The 26,807-nt window shown below is 73.3% G+C and carries 25 protein-coding genes; 9 read left to right on the top strand and 16 right to left on the bottom strand.

The features are described from left to right. The first annotated feature begins 68 nt into the window (after positions 1–68). Positions 69–1,277 (top strand): globin domain-containing protein, encoded by a 1,209-nt coding sequence (locus ASC82_RS19230; protein WP_056649312.1) that lies wholly within the window; start codon positions 69–71, stop codon positions 1,275–1,277. A gap of 16 nt (positions 1,278–1,293) precedes the next feature. On the opposite strand, the gene ASC82_RS19225 is transcribed toward ASC82_RS19230, so the two are convergent. The 4 genes from ASC82_RS19225 to ASC82_RS19210 form a co-directional block, all read right to left on the bottom strand. Beyond that, on the bottom strand, positions 1,294–1,521 hold the full coding sequence (locus ASC82_RS19225; protein WP_056649309.1) for a hypothetical protein: 228 nt from the start codon (positions 1,519–1,521) through the stop codon (positions 1,294–1,296). Then, positions 1,518–2,477: a nucleoside triphosphate pyrophosphohydrolase gene (locus ASC82_RS19220; protein WP_056649307.1), complete on the bottom strand. Its 960-nt coding sequence runs from the start codon at positions 2,475–2,477 to the stop codon at positions 1,518–1,520. The genes ASC82_RS19225 and ASC82_RS19220 overlap by 4 nt, the downstream gene beginning before the upstream one ends. A gap of 19 nt (positions 2,478–2,496) precedes the next feature. After that, the gene (locus ASC82_RS19215) at positions 2,497–3,147 is read right to left on the bottom strand and encodes a SurA N-terminal domain-containing protein (protein ID WP_056649302.1); all 651 of its coding nucleotides are present in this window, start codon (positions 3,145–3,147) and stop codon (positions 2,497–2,499) included. A gap of 80 nt (positions 3,148–3,227) precedes the next feature. Next, on the bottom strand, positions 3,228–4,223 hold the full coding sequence (locus ASC82_RS19210) for a glycosyltransferase family 2 protein (RefSeq protein WP_056649649.1): 996 nt from the start codon (positions 4,221–4,223) through the stop codon (positions 3,228–3,230). A 126-nt stretch (positions 4,224–4,349) separates the two neighbouring features. On the opposite strand from ASC82_RS19210, the gene ASC82_RS19205 reads away from it, so the two are divergent. Together ASC82_RS19205 and ASC82_RS19200 are read left to right on the top strand one after the other, a co-directional pair. After that, positions 4,350–6,665, top strand: coding sequence for a YfhO family protein (locus ASC82_RS19205; RefSeq protein ID WP_056649300.1), 2,316 nt, complete (start codon positions 4,350–4,352; stop codon positions 6,663–6,665). Positions 6,666–6,674: 9 nt separating this feature from the next. After that, complete coding sequence (locus ASC82_RS19200; protein WP_056649297.1) at positions 6,675–7,484, top strand: SEL1-like repeat protein; 810 nt, start codon at positions 6,675–6,677, stop codon at positions 7,482–7,484. 27 nt (positions 7,485–7,511) lie between these two features. Here the strand turns inward: ASC82_RS19200 and ASC82_RS30075 are convergent, their stop codons facing one another. After that, positions 7,512–8,012, bottom strand: coding sequence for a GNAT family N-acetyltransferase (locus ASC82_RS30075; RefSeq protein ID WP_056649295.1), 501 nt, complete (start codon positions 8,010–8,012; stop codon positions 7,512–7,514). Further along, positions 8,009–8,737 (bottom strand): DUF2625 domain-containing protein, encoded by a 729-nt coding sequence (locus ASC82_RS30070; protein ID WP_056649292.1) that lies wholly within the window; start codon positions 8,735–8,737, stop codon positions 8,009–8,011. Before ASC82_RS30070 ends, ASC82_RS30075 begins: the two co-directional genes overlap by 4 nt. A gap of 72 nt (positions 8,738–8,809) precedes the next feature. Here ASC82_RS30070 and ASC82_RS19185 point away from each other — a divergent pair, with 72 nt between their 5' ends. Then, positions 8,810–9,313 carry a GNAT family N-acetyltransferase gene (locus tag ASC82_RS19185; RefSeq protein ID WP_056649290.1) on the top strand — a complete coding sequence of 168 codons (504 nt, stop codon included), beginning with the start codon at positions 8,810–8,812 and terminating at the stop codon, positions 9,311–9,313. Positions 9,314–9,362: 49 nt separating this feature from the next. Continuing rightward, positions 9,363–9,596 carry a hypothetical protein gene (locus tag ASC82_RS19180; protein WP_056649288.1) on the top strand — a complete coding sequence of 78 codons (234 nt, stop codon included), beginning with the start codon at positions 9,363–9,365 and terminating at the stop codon, positions 9,594–9,596. A gap of 22 nt (positions 9,597–9,618) precedes the next feature. Here ASC82_RS19180 and ASC82_RS19175 read toward each other — a convergent pair whose 3' ends face one another. Beyond that, the gene (locus tag ASC82_RS19175; RefSeq protein WP_056649646.1) at positions 9,619–10,557 is read right to left on the bottom strand and encodes a hypothetical protein; all 939 of its coding nucleotides are present in this window, start codon (positions 10,555–10,557) and stop codon (positions 9,619–9,621) included. 313 nt (positions 10,558–10,870) lie between these two features. Continuing rightward, positions 10,871–11,269, bottom strand: a complete 399-nt coding sequence (locus tag ASC82_RS19170; RefSeq protein ID WP_056649285.1) for a VOC family protein — start codon at positions 11,267–11,269, stop codon at positions 10,871–10,873. A 130-nt stretch (positions 11,270–11,399) separates the two neighbouring features. On the opposite strand from ASC82_RS19170, the gene ASC82_RS19165 reads away from it, so the two are divergent. Continuing rightward, complete coding sequence (locus ASC82_RS19165; RefSeq protein ID WP_056649280.1) at positions 11,400–12,191, top strand: metalloregulator ArsR/SmtB family transcription factor; 792 nt, start codon at positions 11,400–11,402, stop codon at positions 12,189–12,191. Positions 12,192–12,265: 74 nt separating this feature from the next. Here ASC82_RS19165 and ASC82_RS19160 read toward each other — a convergent pair whose 3' ends face one another. The 4 genes from ASC82_RS19160 to ASC82_RS19145 all read right to left on the bottom strand — a co-directional run bounded on the left by ASC82_RS19160 (position 12,266) and on the right by ASC82_RS19145 (position 17,322). Continuing rightward, complete coding sequence (locus ASC82_RS19160; RefSeq protein WP_056649277.1) at positions 12,266–12,670, bottom strand: hypothetical protein; 405 nt, start codon at positions 12,668–12,670, stop codon at positions 12,266–12,268. A 121-nt stretch (positions 12,671–12,791) separates the two neighbouring features. Continuing rightward, positions 12,792–14,378, bottom strand: a complete 1,587-nt coding sequence (locus ASC82_RS19155; RefSeq protein ID WP_056649274.1) for a serine/threonine-protein kinase — start codon at positions 14,376–14,378, stop codon at positions 12,792–12,794. After that, on the bottom strand, positions 14,375–14,971 hold the full coding sequence (locus ASC82_RS19150; protein ID WP_056649273.1) for a hypothetical protein: 597 nt from the start codon (positions 14,969–14,971) through the stop codon (positions 14,375–14,377). The genes ASC82_RS19155 and ASC82_RS19150 overlap by 4 nt, the downstream gene beginning before the upstream one ends. 143 nt (positions 14,972–15,114) lie before the next feature. Further along, positions 15,115–17,322 carry an N-6 DNA methylase gene (locus ASC82_RS19145; RefSeq protein WP_199862567.1) on the bottom strand — a complete coding sequence of 736 codons (2,208 nt, stop codon included), beginning with the start codon at positions 17,320–17,322 and terminating at the stop codon, positions 15,115–15,117. Between the two features lie 198 nt (positions 17,323–17,520). Here ASC82_RS19145 and ASC82_RS19140 point away from each other — a divergent pair, with 198 nt between their 5' ends. Then, the gene (locus ASC82_RS19140) at positions 17,521–18,327 is read left to right on the top strand and encodes a DUF4190 domain-containing protein (protein ID WP_056649266.1); all 807 of its coding nucleotides are present in this window, start codon (positions 17,521–17,523) and stop codon (positions 18,325–18,327) included. Positions 18,328–18,437: 110 nt separating this feature from the next. Here the strand turns inward: ASC82_RS19140 and ASC82_RS19135 are convergent, their stop codons facing one another. The 3 genes from ASC82_RS19135 to ASC82_RS19125 form a co-directional block, all read right to left on the bottom strand. Further along, positions 18,438–19,184, bottom strand: coding sequence for a hypothetical protein (locus ASC82_RS19135; RefSeq protein ID WP_056649264.1), 747 nt, complete (start codon positions 19,182–19,184; stop codon positions 18,438–18,440). A gap of 92 nt (positions 19,185–19,276) precedes the next feature. Next, a complete protein-coding gene (locus tag ASC82_RS19130; protein ID WP_199862566.1) occupies positions 19,277–19,978 on the bottom strand; it encodes an HNH endonuclease family protein in 702 nt (233 codons plus the stop codon). A 155-nt stretch (positions 19,979–20,133) separates the two neighbouring features. Next, on the bottom strand, positions 20,134–20,991 hold the full coding sequence (locus ASC82_RS19125) for a hypothetical protein (RefSeq protein WP_056649263.1): 858 nt from the start codon (positions 20,989–20,991) through the stop codon (positions 20,134–20,136). A 133-nt stretch (positions 20,992–21,124) separates the two neighbouring features. On the opposite strand from ASC82_RS19125, the gene ASC82_RS19120 reads away from it, so the two are divergent. Beyond that, positions 21,125–21,703 carry a TetR/AcrR family transcriptional regulator gene (locus ASC82_RS19120; protein ID WP_056649260.1) on the top strand — a complete coding sequence of 193 codons (579 nt, stop codon included), beginning with the start codon at positions 21,125–21,127 and terminating at the stop codon, positions 21,701–21,703. A 59-nt stretch (positions 21,704–21,762) separates the two neighbouring features. Continuing rightward, positions 21,763–23,022, top strand: coding sequence for an SGNH/GDSL hydrolase family protein (locus tag ASC82_RS19115; protein ID WP_056649256.1), 1,260 nt, complete (start codon positions 21,763–21,765; stop codon positions 23,020–23,022). Positions 23,023–23,087: 65 nt separating this feature from the next. Here the strand turns inward: ASC82_RS19115 and mfd are convergent, their stop codons facing one another. Further along, the gene (mfd, locus tag ASC82_RS19110; protein ID WP_056649254.1) at positions 23,088–26,624 is read right to left on the bottom strand and encodes a transcription-repair coupling factor; all 3,537 of its coding nucleotides are present in this window, start codon (positions 26,622–26,624) and stop codon (positions 23,088–23,090) included. Positions 26,625–26,807: the final 183 nt, after the last annotated feature.

Genomic DNA, 26,807 nt, shown 5'->3' with positions numbered 1-26,807 from the left:
GCCCGTGGGGGCACGTATGTGGAGAACATGTGATCAAGAGGCCCCGGGCGTGCCCTAGATTCGTGTCAGTGGATCCCCAGCTGATCAGAAGCACGTTCGCGGTCGTCGAGAGACGGGCCGAGCACGCCGTCACCTTCTTCTACTCGCACCTGTTCTGGAACAACCCCGGTGTGCGTGCCCTCTTCCCCGAGGACATGGTCCCCCAGCGGGACCGGCTCTTCGCCGCGCTGACGCACGTGGTGACCCACCTGGAGGACCCCTCCCTCGCCGCCTACCTGGGGCACCTGGGCCGCGACCACCGCAAGTTCCTGGCCTCGCCCGCGCTCTACGCCGCCGTCGGGGAGAGCCTGATCGGCGCCTTCGCCCATGCCGCGGGCTCCGCGTGGAGCATCGAGGCGGAGAAGGCGTGGACCGAGGCGTACGGGCTCGTGGTCGAGTTGATGCAGGCGGGCGCCGATGAGGCCGCCGGGGCCGGGGAGCCCGCCTGGTGGGACGCCGACGTCGTCCGGCACCAGCGGTACGGCGACAGCCTGGCCGTCCTGACCCTGCGGCCCCGGCAGCCCTTCCCCTATGTCCCCGGCCAGTACGTCAGCGTCAGCTCGCTGCGCGTCCCGCGCGTCTGGCGCACCTACTCCGTCGCGAACGCGCCCCGCGAGGACGGCACGCTCGACCTCCATGTGAGCCGGATCCCCGGCGGCGCGATGAGCACGGCGCTCGTCGGGGAGACCGGCCCCGGCGAGGTCCTGCGGCTGAGCGCCGCGGGCGGCGGCCTCACCGCGCGCGCGGCGGCCGGACTCCGCTCCTATATATGCGCGGGTACGGGCTGGGCCCCGGTCAAGGCCCTCCTGGAGGAGGCCGCCGAGGAGGAGCCCGAGCTGGAGGGCCGGCTCTTCGTCGTGGCCCGCGCGAAGGACCATCTGTACGGACGGCCCGACGCCGAGGCCCTGAAGGAACGTCTCCCCGGACTGAACGTCACCTACATCACCGCCGCCCCGGGCCGCCGGCGCGACCAGGCGACCGAGCGGCTCGTCCACGCGCTCCAGGCCTGCGAGCAGTGGGCCGCGCACGAGGTCTACCTCGCCGGACCGCCCGGCTTCCTGACGGAGGTCGTCGAGGTCCTGACGGAGCTCGGCACCGACCCGGACCGGATCCACCACGACACGCTGCCGGCCGTCGGCCGCTTCACGGTCCGCCCGAGCACCGCGGCCGAGCGCCTCCTCGGCCCGCCCCAACTCCACTGGCACGACCCCGAGGCCCGCGCCCCGCGCGAGTCCTGAGCCGTACGTCCGGGGCTCAGGCCCGGCGGAAGCGGGCGACGACACGGGCGCGCCCGCGCAGGCGCCACACGGCCACCCGTACCAGCCCCGTGACTGCCCACAGCGCGAACAGCGCGCACAGGGCCCGCACCCACCAAGCCGAAGCGTCGTCCAGCGCCTTCGCCGTGGCGAACAGGGCGATCGGGATCATCTGGATCCACTGCTTGGCGGCGGCCGGCCGCCGGAGCTCCGTCGGCTCCGTCACAGCCCCTCCGCCGCGCGGATCGCGTCACGGTACGTCCGGGCCGCGGCCCGCAGCGCCGCCTCCGGGTCCACCCCGGCCGCCTCCGCCCGTGCGGCGAGGCCGAGGAGCTCGTACCCGATGCCCTCGCCCTCCGGCAGGGACACGTCCAGGCCCGCCGTCCGCACGCGGCCCGCGAGCTTCGCGGCGAGCGCGAGCCCCGGCTGGCCGAGCGGCACGCCGTCGGTCACGGAATCCCGCTGCTTCTCGACGGCCTTGGTCCGCAGCCAGTGGGCCTTGACCTCCTCCGGCGTCTCGGCGGTCGCGTCCCCGAAGACGTGCGGGTGCCGGCGGATCAGCTTCTCGACGATCGTCCCGGCGACGTCGTCCACGGAGAACGGCTCCTCCTCGTCCTCCTCGGCGATCCGGGAGTGGAAGACGACCTGGAGCAGGACATCCCCGAGCTCCTCGCGGAGCTCCTCGCGGTCGCCCTCCTCGATCGCCTCGACGAGCTCGTACGCCTCTTCGATGCCGTACTTGGTGAGCCCCTTGTGCGTCTGCTGCGAGGCCCAGGGGCACTCGCGCCGGATCCGGTCCATGACCTGCACCAGGTCGAGGAGGCGGGACCCGGGCAGGTCGTACGAGCCGGGGAGCAGCTCCAGGTCGGGCATGGAGACGCGGCCGGAGCCGGCGAGCCGGGCGAGCCCGTCGGTCAGGGCGCGGTCGCCCTCGCCGGAGGGCAGCAGCAGGATCGTCCGGCCGCCCGCGCAGTCCTCGACGAGCTCCTGGGCGGTGGGCCGGACGTGCTCGACGGCGACGCCGGCCTCCGTCAGGTACGGCAGCTGGGGGTGGTGCTCGTCGGGACAGAGCACCCGGTCCGCGGCGTGCAGCGCCTGCCACGCGGGCCAGGACAGCAGTCCGGGCGCCACGCGGTGGCTGGCGGTCAGCAGGACGATGCGGCCGGGGCTCTCAGATGTCACCCCTCGAACCTACCCGGGCTCAGGCGCCGGCCTCGACCGCCCCCGGGTCCTGGCTGATCTGCCGCAGCCACGGGCTGGCAGCGGCGGCCAGCTGGACCTGCGCGTCGTCCCAGGCGCCGAAGCGCGGGTTCACGTCGATGTCGAGGTCCTTCGAGGCGGCGGTGAAGACGTCGGTCAGCTTCTTCTGGCCCTCGGGGGTCTCGGTGATCCCCAGCTTGGCGGCGATCTTGTTCATGAGGACGTTGCGGCGGACGACGTCGTCGATCTGGTCGGGCGCCACGCCCTGCTCCTGGAGCAGGGCCGCCGCGAGCCGGTCCTCGCCGCCGCTCTGGCGGACGAACGCGGCGCGGGTCGCCTGCGTCTCGGCGCGGGTGGCGGTGACGCCGTTGTCCTCGGCGACCTTGCTCACGACCCGGTCGAAGATCAGGCCGTTGAGCTTGCGGCGGTTGAGGTCACCACTGGTCCCGAGGAGCTGGGCGGCCTGCGGGGACGCGGCCTGCGCGGCCCGCACGTCCTTGACCTGCGCCTGGAGGGTGGACACCTCGATCCGCTCGCCGCCGACGACGGCCGCCGCTCCTGGATGGGCGTCACTCCCACAGGCGGTGAGCAACGGCGCCGCGAGGAGCGCGGCGGAGACGGAGAGAGCAATGCGGCGATCGCGGCGGTGCACAGGAGCCTCCCGGGCGGGTCGTGCGTCAGTTGAACGACCTTGCGGTGATCGATGGTAGGGAGTCGCCGGGGCCGTAGCCACTACTTCGGAGCGACTGTTTCCCACAACGAGTCACCGGCACGCCGGGTGTCGGCCCGCATCTCCTTCTCCTCCTGCCCCGCCTCTGTCTCCTGCACCAGGTAATGGGGGCGCCGTTTCACCTCGTAGTAGATGCGGCCGACGTACTCGCCGATCAGGCCGACCATCACCATCTGGACGCCGGCGAGCGCGGTGACGGCGACGAGGAGCGTGACGTAGCCGGGTGTGTCGACGCCGTTGGCCAGGGCGTCGGCGACGATCCAGGCCGCGTAGACGCCGGCGAGGGAGACGAGGAGCAGGCCGAGGTAGACGGCGGCCCGCAGCGGCTTGTTGTTGAAGGAGAGGAGCCCGTCGAGCCCGTAGTTGAGGAGCTTGCCGAAGGTCCACTTGGAGCGGCCCTCCTCGCGCACGGCGTTCTCGTAGGAGAACGTCGTGGTGCGGAAGCCGACCCAGGCGAAGAGGCCCTTGGAGAAGCGGTTGTACTCGCCGAGGCCGAGGAGGGCGTCGACGGTACGGCGGGAGAGCAGCCGGAAGTCGCCGACGCCGTCGACGAGCTCGACGTCCACGAGCCGGTTGATCGCCCGGTAGTAGAGGCGGGCGGTCAGGGTGCGGGTGACCCGGTCGCCCTCGCGGGTGCGGCGGGCGACGACCTGGTCGTACCCCTCGGCGTGCAGGGCGACCATGCGGTGCACGAGCTCGGGCGGGTGCTGGAGGTCGGCGTCCATGATGACGACGGCGTCCCCGGCGGCGTGCCGGAGCCCGGCGAGCATCGCGGCCTCCTTGCCGAAGTTGCGGCTGAAGGAGACGTAGCGGACGCGGCCGGGGTCGGCGGCGGCGAGCTCCTGGAGGAGCGGGAGGGTCCGGTCCCGGCTCCCGTCGTCCACGTAGACCAGCTCGAACTCCCCGTCGAGACGGGAGAATTCCTCGGTCACGCGGGCATGGAAGCGGGTGAGGACGTCGTCCTCGTTGAAGCACGGGACCACGATCGAGAGCAGCACGCGGACCACGACAACGGAGCCCGGTGACCCGGCCGGTCCGCCGGGATGACGGGCAGGCGACCATCGCGTGAACTGGCCCGCCGGGCCGGGCCTTTCCCCGGCGGGCGCTGGCATATTCGACCCGTCATGCCGAACACCACCCGCGCCCTGTCCCTCGCGGCCCTCCTCGCGGCGGCCGCCGTCTGCGCCGGGGACGCCGTCGCCCGCGTCTTCCCCTTCGGGCCGCGCCACCGGGCCGTCAACGACCTCGCGAACCAGTTCGTGCCGTTCCACGCGCACCTCTGGGACCTGCTGCGGGGCCGCGCGGACGGCGGGCTGCTGCTCGACTGGCGGGCGGGCTGGGGCACGAGCTTCCTCCCGGACTACGGCACCTACCTGTCGAGCCCCTTCGCCCCGCTGGTCGCCCTCCTCCCCCGTACGGACATCGAGTACGCGGTGTACGCGGTGACCGTCCTGAAGACGGCGGTCGCGGCGGCCGCGATGACGTTCCTGCTGCGCCGCACCGGTCCCGGAGCGTGGTGGTGGGCGGCGGTCCTCGGCGCCGCGTACGCGCTGTGCGGCTGGTCGCTCGCGGAGGGCACGTACAACCCGATGTGGCTGGACGGCCTGATCGCCTTCCCGCTGCTCTGCCTGGTCGGCGAGTGGGTACGGGAGGGCCGCAGGCCTCTCCTGGGGCCGCTGGTGGTGGCGGTCTGCTGGCTGGCGAACTTCTACACGGCGTACATGGCGACGCTCGGCGCGGCCCTCGTGCTCCTGGTCCGCCTGGCGACGACGGACGCCGTCCGGGCCGGGACGCTGCGGACGCTCCTCCGGGCGGCGGTGACGACGGCGCTCGGAATCGGCCTCGCGGCCCCCGTCCTCGTCCCCGTCTTCCTCGGCTCCCGTCACGCGTACCCCGGCGTGGTCAGGGAGTTCGACCCGGCGGCGGGTACGGACGTGCTCGCCCGACTGCTCCCGGCGACGTACAGCTTCGCCACCCCGGCGGCCTTCGTCTGCACGGCGGTGCCGCTGCTCGCGGGGACGCTGCTCTTCCGCCGGGACGTCCCGGGCCGCGAGCGGTGGCTGTGGACGGGCCTGTGCGCGGCGGTCGCACTGTCCATGCAGTGGGGCCCGACCCACCTCGTCTGGCATGTCTTCGCCACCCCGAACGGCAGCCCGTACCGCCAGACCTTCGTCCTCTCCGGCGTCCTCGTCCTGGCCGCCTGGACGGCCGTCTCCCACGGCCTCCCTGACCGACGGGCGCTGCTCGGCGGCGCGGGCGTGGTCGTGGCGCTCGCGGCGGGCGCGCTGCCGAGCCCGGTCGTCACCCGCTGGGCGCTGCTGCTCGCGGGCGCGGGCCTCGCGGCGGTGGCGGGCGCGCTGCTCCTGCCCCGCCGGGGCCGGTACGGGATCCTCGCCGCGCTCCTCGTCACGGGGACGCTGCTCGGCCAGGCCGCGGCGACGGCGGCGTACGCGGACCACGAGCGCCTGACCCGCCTGGACGACTACCCGCCCCTGGGTCCGGAGGAGGAGCGGCGGGCGGCGGCCCTCGCGGCGGCCGACGGCTGGCCCGCGTACCGCACGGACGCGGGCCTCCCCCGGTTCGCCGGGAACGACCCCCTCCTCCTGGGCGGTCAGGGCGCCGCGTACTACAGCAGCCACACTCCGGCGGTCCTCACGGAGACGCTGACGGCGCTCGGCGGCGGCTGGACCTCGCGGGGCCGGAACCTGCTGAGCCTGGACAACCCGGTGACGGACGCGGTGTTCGGGGTGGGCGCGCGCTGGCGGGACGGCTCGGTCCGCCGTACGGACACGTACCTGCCGCTGGTGACGCTGCGCCCGCCGGGCCCGCCCCCGGCCTACGGCCCCTCCCCCTTCCGCAACCAGGAACTCCTGCTGGGAGCCCGGGTGTACGAGGCTCCCCGCGCGGGCGCCTGCCCGGTCGGCACCGAAGTCTTCCTCTGGGCCCCGGACGCGAGCGGCCGGGCCCGCCTGGGCCCCCGCACGGCCGACCTCCTGGGCGGCCGGCCGAAGCGCAGCGCCGCGATGACCTCGCTGGGCGTCCAGCGGACGGCGGGCACGAAGGTGGAGGTCCCGGCCGGCGGAAAGAAGGCCGAGGTCGGCTGCCTGGACCACGCACGGCTACGGTCGGCGGTGAACGCCCTCCGCACGGCTCCGGCCACGGCGATCAGCCCCACACCGGACGGCATCAGCGCGACGGTCCCCGCGACCTCGGGCACGGTGGTCATAGCGACCCCCCACATCGCGGGCTGGCACTGCGCGGACACCCGCACGAGCTCGTACGGCGGTCTCCTCGCCGTCCCGGCACCGCCGTCCGGAACCGTGGACTGCACGTTCCGCCCACCAGGCCTGCGGGCGGGCCTGGCGGCGGGAGCGGCGGCGCTGACGGGCCTCCTGCTGTGGCGCCTGACCGCCATCAGGCGTTCCCGGCCCCGGCCTTAAGGTCGTGGCATGCATCTGGACGAGGGACGAAAGGCCGCCGAGGCCGGGGACTGGGTGGCCGCCGGGCACGCGTTCGTGCGGGCCGCCATGGAGGGCAGCGCGGAGGGCGCCGAGCTGGCGACGCAGGTGACGGTCGGCCTCGTCCCCGAGGCGGACGCGGGGTCGGCTGAGGCCGCCGCGCTGCTGGCCGGGATCTACCTGGAGTACTTCGACGAGTCGGCCCTGCCCGACGCCGTGCGGTACGCCCGCGCGGCGGCCGGGGCCGGGCACCCGGCCGGGCAGCGCACGTACGGATACATGCTGCTCGAAGGGATCGGCGTCGAGGAGGACCACGACCGCGCCGCCGAGCTGTTCAGGGCGGCCGCCGACGCCGGGGACGCGTACGCCTGCGTCAACCTCGCCCAACTCGTCGACGACCCCGACGAGTCCCGGAACCTCCTGGAGACGGCCACCCGGGACGGCATCGCCCTCGCCGGCGCCCTGCTCGCCGACCACCTGTCGGAACTGGACCGCGACGAGGAAGCCCTGACCTGGTACCTCTGGTCGGCCGACCGCGGCCACCCGGGCGCGATGCACGCCGCCGCCTGCTGCTACCGCGACGGCTACGGCACCGAACCCGACCCGGTGCGCGCGGTGCGCTGGTTCCTCGCGACACTCGCGCACGACGAGGGCGACGGCGACGGCATCCATGAGGCCATCCAGATGGCCAAGTCCGGTGCCGTGAACGCCGACCAGATCCGCGAGGCGGGCCGCCTGGCGGGCGACCCGGGGGCGGCGGAGGCCCTGATCGGCACGGTGTGGGGCGGCGGCGCCCCCTAGGGGTGTCGCCGGGCCTGTGACCGGCCCCTAGGGGAGGTCCAGCCGCCAGCGGATCTCGCCGTCCTCCCGCTCCTCCGTCGGGGCGAGCCCCGCCGCGCGGGCGACGGCGGCGGAGGCCGTGTGTTCGGGGTGGACGTGGGCGAGGACCGTTCGTACGCCGCCGTCCGCGAGCAGTCCGACGAGGGCCCGGGTCGCCTCGCGGGCGATCCCCCGGCCCTGCCAGGCCGTGCCGACGACCCACGCGATCTCCGCGACCCGGCCGCCGTCGGTGAGCGTCGCCTGGACGGTCCCGGTGAGCCGGTCCTCGGCGCGGAGCCGTACGACCCAGTTGCACCAGGTCACCGTGGGGTCCGGCGAGCCGGCGGCCAGGCGTTCGTAGCGGGCGTGCAGTTCGGGTGCGGTCAGCGGGGTGCCCCCGATGAACGTGTGCAGGGCGGGGTCGGCCAGGACGCCGGTCATCTCCTGCGCGTGGGCGACGGCGAGCGGTTCGAGGTCGAGCCGCTCGGTCCGCAGGGCCGTGTCCCTCACACCGTCCCCAGGAATCCGGGGTCGGCCTCGTCGAACTGCACGCTCGTCTCCCGGGCGAAGTCGAGGAGTTCCGCCATCGCCACGATGCTGCGGCTCGTCGCCGCGAGGTCCTGGTGCGCCTCGGCGGACCACAGTGGCGGGTAGAGGGTGAGCCCCCGGTCGCCGTCCAGTTCGCGGACCTCGTCGCGCCAGCCGGGCCAGCGGAGCCCCTCGTAGAACTCCTCGGTGCCTCCGGCGAGCATCCACGACAGCCAGGCCCCGTAGCCGGCGCCCAGCGCGTCCCATCGGAGCGAGTCCGGGGCGAAGTAGACCATCTCTCCTGGCCGGCCGGGCAGCCCGACCTGGTCCGCGGGCCCGCCCTGGATGACGAACACCCCGCCCAGGACGTCGTGGGCCACGACGAGCCCGGCCTGGGGCCGCCAGTCGGGGATCGTCACGGGCGGGTAGCCGTTGACCCGCGCGATGGAGGGGAGCCGCCGGTCGTTGTCGGCGGCCGGGCTGCCGTAGACCCGCAGCCAGCCGTCGTCGACGAACGCCCCGCCGCTGTGCAGCACGAACGCCCCCAGGAACGACCGCACGGTCACCTGCGTCTGCACCAGCGCGGCGGCCGCGCGCTCCTCGTCGGCGTCCAGCAGCTCGACGGGCACGGCCGCGTCGCGCAGCTCCCCGCCGAGCACCGGCCATGCCGGGTCCTCTACCTCGATCAACTCACTCAGTTCACGCACCGGAGCATGCTCGCACGCGCGCGGGCAGGGGCCGTGCGGGTCGGGCCGGACCCCTGGGGCAGAGTAGGGATCATGGCTATCTACGAGACGATGCCGTTCCACCTGGAGACCGAGCGGCTGATCCTGCGGCCGTGGGCCGAGTCGGACGCCGAAGAGTTCTGCGACCTCCTCGCCGAACGCGGCAAGGGGAAGCCCCCGGTCGACCGCATCCGGAAGGCCATCGGGGGGTTCCTCGCCGCGACGGAGACCACGGGCTTCGCCCTACTGCCCATCCAGCGCCGCGCCGAGGGCGACTTCATCGGCTACTGCGGGCTGATCGTCGGCCGCACCACCGTGGAGGAGCCCGAGATCGCGTACGAGCTGTTCCAGCGCGTCCACGGGAACGGCTACGCCACCGAGGCGGCCCGCGCCGTGCTCGACGCCACCGTCGCGACCGGCCGGAAGCGCCTCTGGTCGACCGTCGGCACCTGGAACACCCCGTCGCTCCGCGTCCTGGAGAAGCTCGGCTTCGAGCGGGACCGCGTGACGACGGAGGAGAACGGCGAAGTGGCCTGGCTGACGCGCTCGTTGCCGTGACGGGGGTCGCACTCCTGGGGCTCGTCCGGGCGCCGGTGGCATCCGGCGGATGATCAGTCAGGGGTGGCGGGCGGCGATCGCCACCGCGGGCGCGGTCGCGTTCTGCTGGGGTGTGGCGGGCGCGGTCCATCCGGGGTTCGACTGCCACGGCAGCGGAAGGGGAGCGACGTACTGCAGCCTGCCCGAGGGCGGCGATCCGTACGAGCTCGCCATGCTCGTGGGGGCGGTCGGCTCGGCGGCGCCGCTCGTGAACCGGCCCTGGGGCCGCCACCACCCCGTGTGACGCTCCACCGGCCGCGCGCGCCTCACGCTGCGCGTTCCCTCGCCAGGGCGACGCAGTCGGGGCACTCACCCGGCTCCGGGGCGCGGAAGGCCGTCTCGTCGCAGGTCACGCAGAACTGGAGCGGGTACGGGGCGGCCGCGCGCGGCCGGTCGGGCACGGGCGGCGGCAGAAGCGTGGTCAGGCGGTGGGCGAGCAGGCCCGCCGGGCGCTGGAGGGTCGCGGGGAGGGCGGCCGTCAATGTGCGGGCGACGGCCTCCGGGGCGGCTCCCCTGGCGAACCAGGTGTCCACGGCCGGGGCCAGACGCTGGATGTCCCGGACCGAGAGCAGCAGGCGGGGGTCGGTGAGGCGCAGGCCCGTGAGGAGCTCGGCGGCCGGGCCCTGCGGAAGCCGCGCGGCTTCGTTGCGCACGGAGGCTGGGGTGGGGGCGGGGGCGGGGCTAGGGGTAGGGGCCAAGGCGGGCGGGAGCGCCGCCTTGGGCCGGCGCTCCGGGCGGCCGCCGGAGTCAGGTTCGGGGTCGGAGTCAGGGTCCGGGTCGGGGCCCGGGTCCGCGTCGGGGCCCGGGTCGGGGTCCGGGTCGGGATCCCGGTCCGCGTCGGGATCCCGGTCCGGGCCCAAGTCCCTTAGCGCGCCCGGGTTGTTGTACGAGTACGTCTCCGTCGCGATCCGGCCGCTCGCGAGCCGTACGCGGATCCGCTTCAAGTACCCGGCGGCCTCCAGTTCGCGGAGGGCCCCGGCGATGCGGATCTCGCCCTCCGGGAGGCGCTTGGCCAGCGCTTTCACGGTGATGGGGGTTCCGGCGGGCAGCGACTGGATGTGCACGGCCAAGCCGATCGCGGTGAGCGAGAGGTCGGCGTGCTGGGCGAGGTGGTTGCCGACGACCACGTAGCCGGTCGTGTGGGCGGCGTTGACGTGGATGACGCCCCTGCGGGAAGCGGGCGCGCTAGGGTGCTGGGTATCCATCCGGAAGGCTCTCTCTTCCGCGTTGGTCAGGCCCTCGACCGGGATTGCGAGTCCCGGACGGGGGCCGAACTGTTTCCAGTGTGGGGTCGCCGTGAGCATATGCCAGGCAACCACCCCGAAATCCAGCTCAGTTGGCAGAGTTCGCTCGTGTGAGTGACGGCCCCCGTCAGGGTGACCGCCGGGGGATGGGAAGGGTGGGGTTGGTACTTGCCCTGGGGTACTTAAAGAGATGTCGTGAGCGGCCGCGTCGCGACCGGCCACGCCCCGGCCGGGAAGGCGACCGCCCTTTCGCATGCTCGCGCGCGCCCGCCCGCTACGCCCGCGCGTACGGCCTGGTAATGATCTCCATGTTGTGGCCGTCCGGGTCGTCGAAGTACGCGCCCCGGCCGCCGAAGAGCCCGTTCACCTTGCCCGGCTCCGTGTGACCGGGGTCGGCGTAGTACGTCACGCCGGCCGCCTCCAGGCGGTCGATCATCGCGTCGAAGCTCCCGTCGGGGACGAGGAACGCGTAGTGCTGCGGATGGATCGGGGTGACCCTCTCCTCGTAGTAGTCGAGGGTCACGCCGTTGGAGAGTTCGACGGGGAGGAACGGGCCGAAGGGGGCGCTGACCTCCAGACCGAGGATGTCCGCCAGGAAGTGGGCGGAGAGGGAGCGGTCGTAGGAGTGGACGACGGTGTGGTTGAGCTGGATCGCATCAGACGGATGTGCCATCCGTCCGACGTTAGACCCCGCCCGGAGGTGGACCCAGGGGCTTACGCGGGGACACGCCGCTTCCGGTCCCGCTTGACGATATGCAGGTAACTACCTGCATAATCGAATCGTGGCCCTCGAAGCGAAAGAGGTGGACACGGTCTTCAAAGCGTTGGCCGACCCCACCCGACGACTCCTCCTCGACCGACTGCGCGAGCAGAACGGCCAGACGCTCGGCGAGCTGTGCGAGCACCTGGACATGGCACGCCAGTCGGCGACCCAGCATCTCGACGTCCTCGGGAAGGCCGGACTCGTGACCGTCGTACGGCGCGGCCGGGAACGGCTCCACTACCTCAACCCCGCGCCGATCCACGAGATCGACGAGCGCTGGATCTCAGGGTTCGACAAGCCCCGCATGCTCGCCCTCAGCGCCATCAAGCACCAAGCAGAGGAGTACGCCATGGCGACCGAAGCAGCCACATCCGTCCCGACCTACGTCTACGTCACCTACATCCGCGCGAGCGCCGAGCAGGTGTGGCAGGCCCTGACCGATGCCGACCTGACCGCCCGCTACTGGAACCACGCCAACGTGTCGGACTGGAAGCCGGGCTCGGACTGGGAGCACCGGCGCGTCGACGGGTCGGGGGCCGTCGACGTCGTCGGCAGCGTGATCGCCGCCGAGCCGCCGAACCGTCTGGTCATCACCTTCGACGACTCACCCGGCACCGAGAAGCCGGAAGGACCGTCCGTGGTCACCTTCCTCGCCGAACCGCACGAGGACATCGTCCGCCTCACCGTGACCCACGAGAACCTCCCCAACACGGAGATGCTCAACGGGATCTCGCGCGGCTGGCCGGCCGTACTCTCCAACCTCAAGTCGCTCCTGGAGACCGGCGAGGTCCTCCCGCAGGCGCCGTGGGAGATGTTCCCCTCGCACGCCTGAGCCCCGGGGAGAGGACGCGAGAAGGGCCGGAACCCAGGGGGTTCCGGCCCTTTTCGGAAATCTCGTCCGCGGCGCTACTTCGCGGCGACCTCTTCGAGGCAGAGCACGAACTTGAGGGACTCCAGCTGCTGCGCGAGCGCGGTCACGTTCGTGCCGCACGCGTTCACGTCGAAGGTGTCCTCGACGACCTTGGTGACCTTGAAGGTGTCGGCCTTGCCGGCCGCGCAGTCGACGGTGTCGACCTTCGGGTCGTTGTCCGGGCCGGTGACCGTGACGCACTCGCCCGCCTCGGCGTGCACCGGGGCCTCGCCCGTGAGGTACGGGACGCCGAGCTTCCAGGCCAGGACGGCCACGATCGCGACGAGGACGGCGCCGACCTTCTTGAGGATCTTCTTGCCCTTCGAGGGCGCCTGGGGGGCCTCGGGGGCGCCGAAGGCGGCGGGCTGCTCGGGGGTGGAGGGAGCGGACGGCGTCGTCATGAGGATTCCTTGGGGGACGTGAGCATGATCAGACGCGAACGTTACATCCGCCAAAACGGGCAAAGGGGAACACGAAGATCCACTTCTCGATCAGATACAGAGTCGTGATCCTGGCGCAACGTCAGGATCGCGGTCCCAGCTGCCGCTGGCGCTCGAGAGCCCTCCGCAAGTCCACCGGAAGCGGGTGATAAGGCCCGTACGCACGCTCCGCGTCGAACAACAGCCGCTGGAGCTCCGCCTGTCCGGCCGCGTGCTCCCCGGTCGCCAGGTGCAGCAGTCCCGTCCGGTGCCGGATGTCGAAGGCCCTGGCCGGATCGGCGCCCTGCTCGTAGAACGGCAGGACGGCACGGAACTCCGCGAGCGCGGCGGCCGTCTCGCCCAACTGCTCCAGGCACACCGCCGCGTCGTACCGGAACTGGAGCGTCTGCGGGTCCGCCGGGCCCGCCTCCGCCGCACGGTCCTCCGCGAGGCGGCGCAGCTCCGGCAGCGCGCGCCGGTACTGGCCGTCGTCCATCAGCGTCGACGCGTACTGCTTGCGCAGGATGCGGACGACGGGCGACCCCTCGCCGTGCTCGGCCGCGGCGGCGGGCAGGATGCCGCCGAGCACGTCCACGGCCTGCGTCAGCGAGCCCTCGCCGAGCAGCCGCTTGACCTCGTCGACGGCGGCGGCGACGTCGGGCTTGGCGGGCGGCGGCGTCACGTACGCACGGGGGTCGACCGGCTGCGGCGGGGACGCCGGCTGTGCGGGTACGGGTACGTGTACGGGTACGGGCGGCGGGGCCGCGACCGGCGTCGCGCTCCGGTCCGGCCAGGGCGCGTGCGGGCGCAGGAACGGGCGGGTCGGGTCCATCGGGCCCGCCGGGGCGCCGCGGGCGGGCAGCAGCGGGAGCAGGTGCTCGTACACCTCCTGCGCGCCCGACGGCCGGTCGCGCGGGTCCTTCGCGAGGAGCCGCAGGACGAGCGCTTCGAGCACCTCGGGGATCTCGGGGCGCAGTTGGCGAATCGGGCGCGGCGGCTCGTACAGGTGCCGGTGCAGCACCCCGAGCGCGGTCGAACCCGAGAACGGCACGTCCCCGCTGAGGAGTTCGTGGAGGACCACACCGAGCGCGTACACGTCGGTGTACGGGCCGACGGCGCCGCCCATGGCCTGTTCGGGCGCCATGTACGCCGGGCTGCCGATCGGCGAACCGGTGTGGGTGAGGCGGGTGGTGTCCGAGTCGAGGACGGAGGCCACCCCCAGGTCGAGGACGGTGATGGTGCCGTCCGGGCGGACCATCACGTTCCGCGGCTTGAGGTCGCGGTGCACGATCGGCACCGCGTGGACGGCGGCGAGGACCGCGCACAGCTGCGCGGCGACGCAGACGGCCCACTCCCACGGGTACGGGTCGTTCTCGGCGAGGTGGTCGGCGAGGTCCGCGCCCTCCACGTACTGCATGACGAGGTACAGGTCCTCGCCGTCGCTGCCCGCGTCGTGCACGGTGACCAGGCCCGGGTGGTCGACCTGCGCGGTGACCCGGCATTCGCGCACGAAGCGGCGGCGCAGCTCGTCGGCGGCGGTCGCGGGCCCGGCGATGCCGGCGGGGTGCAGCAGCTTCACCGCGACCCGGCGGTCGAGCCGCCCGTCGTACGCCGTCCAGACCTGACCCATGCCGCCCTGGCCGATGACGGTGGCGAGCTCGTAACGCCCGCCGATGACGCGTCCGTTCACCTGCTGCCTTCGCCTTCCCGTCCGTCCTTGCGCAGCAGGTCGCTCAGCTCGTCGAGCTCGGCGCGGACCTGGTCGATGCGGGGCGCGGTGGGCGGTTGGTGGGGCTGGGCGGGGGCCGGCGGGGCGCAGATGTACGGGGCGGGGGCGCCGCTCGGCGTCGTCGCGACGGCGGAGCCGTCCGGTCCGTACGCGTACCCCAGCGGCCGGAACGGGGGCGGCACGGCTGCCGGCAGAGCGCGGCGGCGGTCGTAGTGCCGGATCTCCCCCACCAGGTAGTAGGCGACGGAACCGGCCCCCAGGGCCAGGATCGTGCCGACCCCGATGACCGCCTCCAGGTCGGAGGTCTCCTTCTCGCCCGTGATGCCCATGTACACGAAGAGAGCGGTGGCCACGACGAAGGCCAGACCGAAGAACACCCAGTCCCGCACCTTCTGCGTCAGGATCGCGAGACGCAGCATCGGCGCCCAGGCCAGGAAGCCGCAACTGAGCAGCGGGAGCGCGACGAAGAGGACGCGCAACGCGATCAGGCCACCGGAGGCGGGGCCGGGCGGCGACTGCGGCGACGGCCGCGGGGCCTGCGGGGGGCCGTACATCGGCTGCTGCTCCTGCTCGAACGGATCGGATCGGGTCGAGGACGAGCGTATACACCGTCACCGACAACGGTTCCGGGTTGTCCGGAACCGTTGTCGAACAGTTCAGGCCCGCGGCGGCCCGGACCGGACCGCGACGGTCCGGATCAGGGCGCGACCGTGCCGTCCGCCAGGCCGTCGTACAGGCCCTGGACGAGCTGTTCGCCGAGCCGGGAGGCCTGCCGCAGGGTCTCCTCGAACTCCGCGAGGGCGCGGAACCGCTCGCCGTACCGGCGCTGTTCGGCCAGGGGCAGGCGGGGCAGCTGGAGGCGGCGCACGTCGAGCCGGGTCGCGGTGGACGCGTAGCTGCTGGCCTGCCGGGTGTTGGCGGTGGCCCGGAGGAAACCGGCCAGGAACCACGGGTCGAGGGTCGCCGGGTCAGGGCGGAGAAGTTGGAGGTTGCGGCCGAGGGCGGCCCCCTCGGCGGGGGCGCCGACGACGCGGACCGCCGCGACGCCGCCGAGGACCGGGACGACGACGTCGCCGACGGCGAGGAGGACCGGTTCCTCGGGCGGGCCGTCGGGGAGCGTGCCGGTGGGCGGCTGGGCGGCGAGGACGTCATGGTCGGTGAGGACGGCGACGGGGGCGCCGGCGGGGGCCGTGCCCGTGCCGCCCGCGTGCAGCGTCAGGGCCCCGGCGCGCGCGAGTTCGCCGACGGTGGTCGTGCCGGCCGTGGCCGTGAGCCGGCCCGCCGTTCCGCCGACCGCCGTTCCGCCGACCGCCGTTTCGCCGCCCGCCGTGGCCGGGCCGGTCACGGGTGGCGGGGTCAGCTCGCGGGTCCGGTGCAGGGTCGCGGCGAGCCGCTCGCGGACCACGGCGAGCTGGGTCACGCCCTCGGCGGCGGCCGGGGGCGGGAGGTGGCGGGCGGGGGCGAGGTCGACGTCGTCGTCGAGGAGTTCGATGACGGGGACGGCGCGGCTCTCCCCGGGGGTCGCGACGACGGTCCCGTCCCGGTCGAAGGCCGTCCAGGCGTCCAGGACGACCGCGTGCACGGCCGGCCAGTCGAGCCGGTCCCTGCTGTCCCTGCCGTCCCTCCCCTGGCCGTCCCGGCCCTGGCCCGTGTGCTCGGACGCGGTGTCGACGAGGAGGAGTTCGGCCGGGGGACGCTCGCCCGCGACGGGCTTGCGCAGGACCCAGAGGTGGAGCGGGATGCCGTACGGGGGCGCGGCGCCGGCCGGGAGCGCGACGACGGCGCGGAGGGCGCCGCGGCGGAGCAGGTCGGCGCGGATCCGGCGGCCGGAACGGCGGGAGGCGGCGGCCGGCGGCATGAGGAGGACAGCGGTGCCGCCGGGGCGGAGACGGGCCAGGGCGTGCTGCACCCAGGCGAGCTCGGACTCCGTACGGGCCGGGAAGCCGTACTCCCAGCGCGGGTCGTAGGCCAGCTCGTCATGGCCCCAATTGCGTTCGTTGAACGGCGGGTGGCAGAGGACGGCGTCGGCGGCGAGCGCCGGGAACGCGTCGGCGCGGAGGCTGTCGCCGGAGCGGACGCGGATGTCGGCGTCGGTGGAGAGGGCCAGGCGGAGGGCGGTGAGCGCGGCGAGGTCGTGGTCGGCGTCCTGGCCGCAGACCGCGGCGGGCCACTCGACCGCGCTGAGCAGGCCGCCGGTGCCGGAGGCGGGGTCGAGGACGGTGAGCGGGGCACCGGTGCCGTCGGGGGCGGGGCGCTCCGTGCGGCCGGTCGCGAGGGCGGCCATCAGGGAGGCGGGGCCGGGCGGGGTCAGCGTGTACTGCCGGGGGTTGGCGTCGAGGTGACGGCCGAGCAGGAACTCGAAGGCCGGCCGGACCCCGCCGGTCTCCGCAGCGAGCTCGGCGACCCCGCGCAGGAGGGGGACGGAGGCGGACAGCGCGGCGGCGGTGGGGGTGAGGACGGGCCGCTCGGGGCCGAGGCGCTCGGTGAGCGTCTCCTCCAGGGCGACGGGGAGCACGCCCGTGAGCCGCTCGTCCGGGAGCGCGGCGAGCGCCGGCCAGGCCGCCGACCTGTCCCGTACGAGAAGGAGGGCGCAGCCCGCGTGGACGAGGGCGGTGGCGGCGCCGGCGGGGTGGCCCGCGATCTGCTGCCAGACGCGCTCGCGCAGCGGGACCTCGGCCAGTTTCCCCTGGTCGCGGAGCCATCGCTCGACCTCGGCGAGCGAGAAGGACGGGCTGGCCTCCGTGCCGCCCACGGGCTTGGGGAAGTCGGGGTGGCGGCGGCGCCAGTTGCTGACGGCGGCCCGGCCGACCCCCGCGAGCCGGGCGATCCCGGCGGCGGTCACCTCTGCCGAGCCCGCGTCCGTCGCGCCCGTGTCTCCTGCGCTCTCCTCTGGCACCTGACTCATCTCCCTGACTCGCCCGCGTCCACGTGCACGTCCACGTCCACGTCCTCGTGTGACATCGATCTTACTGCTGCACGCGCACGGCATCACTTCACAGCGTGAGCGGACTTCTTTTCCGTGAACCGTGTTGACTCGGTTCACAGGCTCTGCTGTGATTGACCCATCGCTTCAGACAGCTTCTCTGTCCGGGAGGACACACTCATGTCGTACGACACCCAGGTCCCGCCCGCCGCCCCGCGGCAGGCCATGCGCAACGGCCTCGGCACCGCGGCCCTGATCCTCGGCATCATCGGCACGCTCTCCGGCCTGATCCCGCTGCTCTTCTGGCTGGCCGGGACGCTCGGCGTCATCGCCCTGATCCTGGGACTCGTCGGCAAGGGACGCGTGAAGCGCGGCGAGGCGAACAACAAGGGCGTGACGCTCACCGGCGCGATCCTCGGCCTCGTGTCCCTGATCCTCGCGACGGTCGGCCTGATCATCACGGTCACGGCGGTCAGCGACGCGGTGGAGGAGATCGACAAGAGCATCAAGGACGCGGCGCCGCAGGACCCGACGAAGGCCGGGGGGTCGTCGGGCGACGCCGGGACCACCGACAAGGGGACGGCGGACAAGGGGAAGGGCCTGGCGGACGGCGACTCGTCGGTCTACGACGACAAGCTGAAGATCACGGTCTCGGACCCGAAGGCGTACACCGCGAGCGAGTACGCGGTCGGCCACACCAAGGGCAACAAGGCCTACCAGGTCACGGTCGTCGTCGAGAACGGCGGCACGAAGAAGTTCGACGCGGTCGGCGTCCTGCTGAGCGCGCGGGCCGGTGCCGAGGGCGTCGAGGCGGAGCAGATCTTCGACGAGAAGGTCGGCGCGGGCTTCCAGGGCTCCGTCCTGCCCGGCAAGAAGGCCACGCTCACCGTCGCCTTCGACACCCCGAAGGCCGCCAAGACCCTGAGCGTCGAGGTCAACCCCGGCTTCGACTACAACCCCTCGCAGTGGGAGCTGAAGCTCGGCTGACCCAGGCGGTCACCACGCAGCACGCAGCAGGCATCAGGCAGCAGGCATCAGGCAGCAACGCACCGCCAGGACCGGGGGCCCCACGGGGCCCCCTTCCCCGCTCTCGCCCCTCAGAGGGTGTGGCGGACCCACACGTTGGGCTCGACGTAGACCGCGTAGCCGCGCGAGGCCTCGCAGTGGACCGGGACGAGGGCCTTGTCGACCTCGACCGGACCGTCCGTGTCGAACGGCAGGCCCGTCCACTTCCGCCACTGCTCGACGGAGCCGCCGATCGTCATCGACGCCGGGGCCACCGCCTCGACGACACCGCCCGCGCGGACGTGGACGCGCAGCCACGGGTCGACCGGCAGGCCGTCGGACTCGCGGGTGCGGAAGGCGTACTCGTGGATGGAGGACTCGGCCTCCAGGTGCTTGCCGTTGGGGCGGACCGGGGCGACGAGCTCCGAGAAGCCGAGCCGCTTCACGTTCTCCCGCATGGCGGCGAGCATCCGGTGCGAGACGCCGTTGCCCAGCGCACTCGTGTCGACCGTGATCTCGATCGCGCTGACGGTGTCCGCCTCACGGCCGGCCCGCAGGTCGGAGAAGGCCCAGAGCAGCACCTCGTCCCAGCCGCGGGGCGGCAGCTCGCGGCGGCCGTCGACGTCCATCCGGAAGGGGACGCTGAAGCCGCGGGCGACGACCTTGCCCTCGGCGTCGGTGGCGACGAGGACGTACTCCGGCAGCTCGCGCACGATCCGGCCGATGTTCGCCCAGCCGACCGGGTCGTACATCATGAACTCAGGCCAGAGGTCGAGCATGCTCCACATCGGCCCTTCCAGCTCGGGACGGGCGGCGAGGGTCGATATGTTCAGGTCCATGCGAGCAGGATAAAGATCATTTTCGGGCGGACAAAACGATTTTCCGCCGCATTCCCCGGCCTTCCCGGCGATCCTCCGAACAGGCCGGTCCCCTACGGGAGTTTCTGCTGCGGGCAGCCGGCGAGCACCCGCTTCATCGCGTCCCGCTCGCCGCCGGTCACCCACACCTCGTACTTCTTCTTCACGGCGACCTGCCGGGCCACGTACGCGCAGCGGTACGCCTTGTTCGGCGGGAGCCAGGTCGCGGCGTCGCCGTCGGACTTGCGCCGGTTCGTCGACGCGTCGACGGCGAGGAGGTTGAGCGGGTCGTTGGCGAAGCGGCGGCGGGTGTCCGCGTCCCACTTCCCCGCGCCCTTCTGCCAGGCGTCGGAGAGCGCCACGACATGGTCGATGTCGACCTTGCTGCGCCCGCGGACGTACGTGACGGTCGTACCGGTGTACGGGTCGTCGGTGAGGGTGCCGGAGGCGACCTTGCAGCGGCCGTCCGTGAAGCGGACGCCGCTCAGGTCGCGCTTGAGTATGTCGTCGCGGGTGCCGCAGCCGTTGCCGTCGACGTCCGCCCAGGCCCGGCCGAACTTCTCCCGCTCGTACCCGGTCTTCGGGGCCCGGCCCTTGACGGTGAGGGTGTCCACGGCGGCGAGCGCGGACCCGCGCGCGGCGGGCCTGCCGCCGGAGCCGCCGCCGGGCGATCCGGACGAGGAGGAGCCGGCGCCGGTGCCGGGCGTGCAGGCGGCGGTCACCAGGGCGGTGACGGCGAGGGCGGTCGCGGTGAGGGTCTTTCGATACGTCAGCACCCTGGAATCCTAGGCTGGGTGGATTCGGGATGCTTCGTCCCCCGCGCCTCCCGGTTCGAGCTCCCCCTCGGGCGAACCGCGCTGCTGAACCACGTGAGGCTCCGACCTCCGAACCACCTGACGCTCCGACCTCTGAACCAGGTGACGCTCCGGCCTCACACCTTGCCGATGCCGAGGGTGTTCTCGGCGGGGAGCAGGCCGGAGCCGATCGCCGACAGCCAGGGGCCGCCGAGGAGTTCAGCGAGCCGGGCCGTGCCCTCGGGGCCGAGGGCGGCCCAGGGCGCGGCGGCCAGTTCGTCCGTCCGCAGCTCGACCTCGGCGCGCAGGGCGCGGCCCTCGTCGGTGACGGCCCCGTCCGCGTCCAGGACCCCGCGGGCGGTGAGGCGCTCGCGGGCGGCCGCCCACTCGGCCGCGCTCCAGCCCCGGCTCTCGAAGACCGGCTCGGGGGCGGCGCCGATCGCCGCGAAGGAGACGAGCGCCTCGACCGGGTCGAGCCCGGCGACGAGGAGCGCGGCGAGGTGCCCGTCGCCGCGGTGCTCGCGCAGGATCGTCGCGGCCTGCCAGAGGACGAGGTGCGGGGCCTCGGGCCAGGGCAGGGCGGCGTTGGCGGCGGCGAGGGGCCGCCCCTCCGTCCCGGCCGCCTCGGCGGCGCGGCGGGCGAGGGCGGCGGCCTCGGCGAGCTCGGGGCTCTTGACCGTGTCCTCACCGAGGACGGCCCGGTAGGTGCGGTCGACGGCCCGGAGTCGGGCGGCGAGTACGGCGGCGGGGTCGGCGGCGGGGACCTCGTCGGAGCCCTCCCCGACCCCCGGGACGTACCGCGCGACCATCGCGGGGCTGAAGCTGTAGAACGCCGAGGCCACCCGGGCCGGGCCGGGGGCGCCCAGCGGGGCGGAGCGCCAGGCGAAGTAGGAGGGCCAGCGCTCGGCGGTGTCGTAGCCGAGGGCCGCGGCCTCGTCGAAGGCCTCGGGGGCGTAGTCGAGCAGGGCGTGCAGCGGTTCGAGCAGGTGCCACATCTGACGTACGCGTCCGGTTTCCACAGCGGTCTCCCTAGTGATCGAGTACCGACCCACCCATCGACTTGTCACTGACTAGATTGCTCCCGCCTCGTGAACTTGTCAATGCCTAGATACCGGCTAGGCTGCTGCCATGACGAGCCGGAAGACCTACCACCACGGCGACCTGCGGCAGTCCGTCCTCGCCGCCGCCCTCGACGTGATCACCGCCGAGGGTCCCGGGGCGCTGAGCCTGCGCGATCTCGCCCGCCGCGCCGGCGTCTCCCACGCCGCCCCCGCCCACCACTTCAAGGACCGCGCCGGACTCCTCACCGCGATCGCCGCCGAGGGGTACGACCTCCTGGCCGCGGCCCTCGCCGGGACGCCCGAGCTGCGCGAACGCGGCGTGCGGTACGTGCGGTTCGCGGCGGACCACCCCGCCCACTTCCAGGTCATGTTCCAGCCGGAGCTGCTGCGCACCGACGACCCGGACCTCGTCGCCGCCAAGGAGCGCGCCTCCGCCGAACTCCGCGCGGGCGTGGCCGACCTGCCGGACGTCCCCGACGCTCGCGCGGCCGGCATCGCGGCCTGGTCGCTCGCCCACGGCTTCGCGACCCTGCTCCTGACCCGGAACATCACGGCGGCACTGGGCGACCAGGGCCCGGAGGAGTACTTCCGCTCCCTGACCGGCCTGCTCTTCACCGGCCAACTCACCACGGAATCGCGCGACTAGACGGCGCATCACGGCGACCACCCGGGAATACCCCGCGTCGGCCCGTAATTGACGCAAGCATGCACACGACGAACACCCTGCGCCGCTCCGCCATAGCCCTCCTCACCGCCGCCACCCTCGGACTGGCCCCGACCGCGCTCGCCGACACCGGCCACCAGGGCTCCTCCTGGCGCGCCGCCTGGGCCGCGTCGCCGCAGTCGCCGACCGCGCCCTTCACCGCCAACTGGTCCCTGCAGGGCTTCGACAACCAGACCGTCCGCCAGGTCGTCCGGGTCACCACCAGCGGCACCCGCGCCCGGATCGAGCTGACGAACCGCTACGGCTCCACTCCGCTGCGGATCGCGGGCGCGACCGTCGCCCGTACCGCCGAGGGCAGCGCCGTGCGCCCCGGCTCCGTGCGCCAACTCCGTTTCGACGGGCGGGCGTCCGTGACGATCCCCGCCGGCGGCACGCTCCTCAGCGACGCGGCGAACCTCCCCGTCGAGGCCTTCGAGTCGCTCACCGTCACCCTCTACCTGGCGGAGAAGACCGGCCCCGCCACCTTCCACCACATCTCCTCGGCCACCAGCTACCGGGCCGACGGCGACCGCCGCGCCGACCTGACCGGCGCCGCCTTCCAGGAGACCAGCGCCTCCTGGTACTTCCTCTCCGGCGTCGAGGTCACCGGCGGCCGCGAGTCCGGGCGCCGGAACGGCATCGTGACCTTCGGCGACTCCATCACCGACGGCGTCGGCTCCACGGTCGACGCCGACCGCCGCTACCCCGACGCGCTCGCCGAGCGCCTCGCCGAGGCCGGGCGTCCGCGCGCCGTCGTCAACCACGGCATCGCGGGCAACCAGGTCGTCAACGACACCACCTGGGCGGGCGAGAAGGGCCTCAAGCGCTTCCGGCAGGACGTCCTGGCGGAGCCCGGCGTCCGGACCGTGATCGTCCTCGAAGGCATCAACGACATCGGCGGCAGCACGACGACCTTCCCCGCCGCGCCCACCCCCGACGTCTCCGCCGCGCAGCTGATCGCGGGCCACCGCACGCTGATCCGCGAGGCCCACGCGAAGGGCCTCAAGGTCGTCGGCGCGACCCTCACGCCGATCAAGGGCTCGTCCTACAACACCCCGGCGAACGAGGCCAAGCGGGACGCCGTCAACGACTGGATCCGCACGTCCGGCGCGTACGACGCCGTCGTCGACTTCGACCGCACGGTCGCGGACCCGGCGGACCCGGACCGCATCCTCCCGGCGTACGACTCCGGCGACGGCCTCCACCCGAACGACGCGGGCTACGAGGCGATGGCCGGAGCGCTCGACCTCGACGAGCTCTGACGGAACCGGAAAGAAACGCGACCGGCCCCGGGCGACGAACGCCCGGGGCCGGTCGGGTCAGCGCGTCACGACCCCAGGATCGTCGTCAGGAACTCGCCCGTCCACGCGAGGAGTTCCCGCCCGACCACCGGCTTCCCGCCGATCTTGCCCGACGTCGGGCGCGGCACCAGGATCTGGTGGACCGCCGGCTTGATCACCGTCCGCGGGTAGAGGCGCTTCAGGCGCAGCTCCTGCGACTCCCTCAACTCCACGGGCGCGAAGCGGATGTTCGGGCCCTGGAGGACGATCTCGCCGACGCCGCACGCGCGCGCCAGCATCCGCAGGCCCGCCACCAGGAGCAGGTTCTCGACCGGCTCCGGGAGCTTGCCGTAACGGTCGGTGAGCTCCTCGCGTACGGCCCTGATGTCCTCCTCCGAGTTGGCGGAGGCGATGGAGCGGTAGGCCTGGAGGCGGAGCCGCTCGCCCGGCGCGTAGTCGTGCGGCATGTGGGCGTCGACCGGGAGCTCGATCTTGACCTCCAGCGGCGCCTCCTCCTCCACGCCGCCCTCCATCTGCGCCCGGTAGTCCGCGACCGCCTCGCCGACCATGCGGACGTACAGGTCGAAGCCGACGCCCGCGATGTGACCGGACTGCTCGCCGCCGAGCAGATTGCCCGCGCCGCGGATCTCCAGGTCCTTCATCGCCACGTACATGCCGGCGCCCATCTCGGTGTGCTGGGCGATCGTCGCGAGCCGCTCGTGCGCGGTCTCCGTCAGCGGCTTCTCCGGCGGGTACAGGAAGTAGGCGTAGCCGCGCTCGCGGCCACGGCCGACGCGGCCGCGCAGCTGGTGGAGCTGCGAGAGGCCGAAGTTGTCGCCGCGCTCCACGATGAGGGTGTTGGCGTTGGAGATGTCGATGCCGGACTCGACGATCGTCGTCGAGACGAGCACGTCGAACTTCTTCTCCCAGAAGTCGACGACGACCTGCTCAAGGGCCGATTCCGACATCTGGCCGTGGGCCGTCGCGATCCGCGCCTCCGGCACGATCTCGCGCAGCCGCGCCGCCGCCCGGTCGATCGAGTCGACCCGGTTGTGGATGTAGAAGACCTGTCCCTCGCGGAGGAGTTCGCGCCGGATCGCGGCGCCGATCTGCTTCTCCTCGTACGGGCCGACGAAGGTGAGGACCGGGTGCCGCTCCTCCGGCGGGGTGGTGATGGTCGACATCTCGCGGATGCCGGTGACCGCCATCTCCAGGGTTCGCGGGATCGGGGTGGCCGACATCGTCAGGACGTCGACGTTGGCGCGGAGCTTCTTCAGCTGCTCCTTGTGCTCGACGCCGAAGCGCTGCTCCTCGTCGACGATGACCAGGCCGAGGTCCTTGAACCTCGTCTCGGAGGAGAAGAGGCGGTGGGTGCCGATGACGACGTCGACCGAGCCCTCCCGCAGGCCCTCCAGGGTCGCCTTCGACTCGGTGTCGCTCTGGAAGCGGGACAGCGCCCGCACCTTCACCGGGAACTGCGAGTAGCGCTCGCTGAACGTGCCGAAGTGCTGCTGCACGAGGAGCGTCGTCGGGACGAGGACGGCGACCTGCTTGCCGTCCTGGACCGCCTTGAAGGCGGCCCGGACCGCGATCTCCGTCTTGCCGTAGCCGACGTCGCCGCAGATCAGCCGGTCCATGGGGACCGTCTTCTCCATGTCCTCCTTCACCTCGGCGATGGTGGACAGCTGGTCGGGCGTCTCCGCGTACGGGAAGGCGTCCTCCAGCTCGCGCTGCCACGGGGTGTCGGAGCCGAAGGCGTGCCCGGGGGCCGCCATCCGCGCCGAGTACAGCTTGATCAGGTCGGCGGCGATCTCCTTGACGGCCTTCTTCGCGCGCGCCTTCGTCTTCGTCCAGTCCGCGCCGCCGAGCCGGTGCAGCGTCGGGGCCTCGCCGCCGACGTACTTGGTGACCTGCTCCAGCTGGTCGGTCGGGATGTACAGCCGGTCGCCCGGCTGGCCGCGCTTGGCGGGGGCGTACTCGACGAGGAGGTACTCGCGGGTCGCGCCCTGCACGGTCCGCTGGACCATCTCGACGTACCGGCCGACGCCGTGCTGCTCGTGCACGATGTAGTCGCCGACCTCCAGGGTCAGCGGGTCGATGGTCTTGCGGCGCTTGGCCGGCATCCGCTGGCCGTCCTTGCCGGCCGCCTTCTGGCCGGACAGGTCGGTCTCGGTGAGGACGGCGAGCTTGAGCGCCGGGTCGACGAAGCCGTAGTCGATGGAGCCGGTCGACACGTGCACGACGGACGGGGAGATCTCCGCCAGGTCCGCGTCGAGACGGGCGGCGATGCCCTCGCCGCCGAGGACCTCGACCGTGCGGGTCGCGGGGCCGTGGGCCTCCGTGACGTAGACCGTGCGCCAGCCGTCGGCCAGCCAGCCCTTGGTGTCGGCGAGCGCCCGGGCGGTGTCGCCGCGGTACGACTCCGGGGCGTGCATGCCGAGGGTGAGGGTGTCGCCCTCCCCGGAAACGATCTCGTCCGCCGCGAACGGCGACACCGACCACCAGGCGATGTCCAGCTCGCGCGCCCGGTCCCGGACGTCCGCGATCCCCCACAGGGAGGCCGCGCCGACGTCGATCGGGGCCTCGCCGCCGCCGGCGGTCGCCGCCCACGAGGCCTGGAGGAACTCCTGGCTCGTGGCGACGAGGTCCGAGGCCCGGGTCCGGACCCGCTCCGGGTCGCAGACGACGGCCATGGCGCCCTTCGGTAGCACGTCGAGCAGCAGCTCCATGTCGTCGACGAGAACCGGGGCGAGGGACTCCATGCCCTCGACCGCGATGCCCTCCGCGATCTTGTTGAGGAGCTCGCCCAGCTCGGGGTGCTCCTCGGCCAGCGCCCTGGCCCGCTCCCGTACGTCCTCGGTGAGGAGCAGCTCGCGGCAGGGCGGCGCCCACAGGCCGTGCTCGGCGACTTCGAGGGAGCGCTGGTCCGCCACCTTGAAGTAGCGGATCTCCTCGACGTCGTCGCCCCAGAACTCGATGCGGAGCGGGTGCTCCTCGGTGGGCGGGAAGACGTCCAAAATGCCGCCGCGGACGGCGAACTCGCCGCGCTTCTCGACGAGCTCGACCCGGGAGTACGCGGCGGCCGCGAGGCCTTCGACGATCTCGTTCAGATCCGCGCTCCGGCCGCTGCGCAGCGCCACGGGCTCCAGGTCGCCGAGCCCCTTGACCTGCGGCTGGAGCACGGAGCGGATGGGCGCGACGACCACGCTGACCGGGCCGGCGGCCGGGTCGTCGTCGCGGGGGTGCGCGAGGCGGCGCAGCACGGCGAGGCGGCGGCCGACGGTGTCGGAGCGGGGCGAGAGCCGCTCGTGCGGGAGGGTCTCCCAGGAGGGGTACTCGACGACCGTGTCCGGGTCGAGCAGCGAGCGCAGCGCGGCGGCCAGGTCCTCGGCCTCCCGCCCGGTCGCCGTGACGGCGAGGACCGGGCGCCCGGAGTCGCGGGCGAGCGCGGCGACGGCGAACGGCCGCGCGGCGGCGGGCCCGACCAGGTCGACGTGCGGGCGGTTCCCGTCGGCGGCGGCCTTCACCGCCTCGGCGAGGGCCGCGTCCTTGACGACTACATCAAGCAGGCCGTGCAGGCTCATGGAGCTTCCATCCCGGGTTCGGAGTACGGGGGCGGGCAACGCGAACAGCCCGACACGTGTCACGGGCCGGGGTGGTGCCGGGCGCGTACGGCCCGGCTAGGGACCAGCCTACGACGTGCCACTGTCACTCGCCCGAAGGAAAGGGGCCACTCGGGAGGGTGACGGGAGCCTGTGCCCGGTACC

This window comes from Streptomyces sp. Root431, assembly GCF_001426585.1.
Lineage (GTDB): Bacteria > Actinomycetota > Actinomycetes > Streptomycetales > Streptomycetaceae > Streptomyces > Streptomyces stackebrandtii.
Note: the sequence above shows the minus strand (reverse complement) of the source record. Positions and strands in the feature narration are given on the sequence as shown.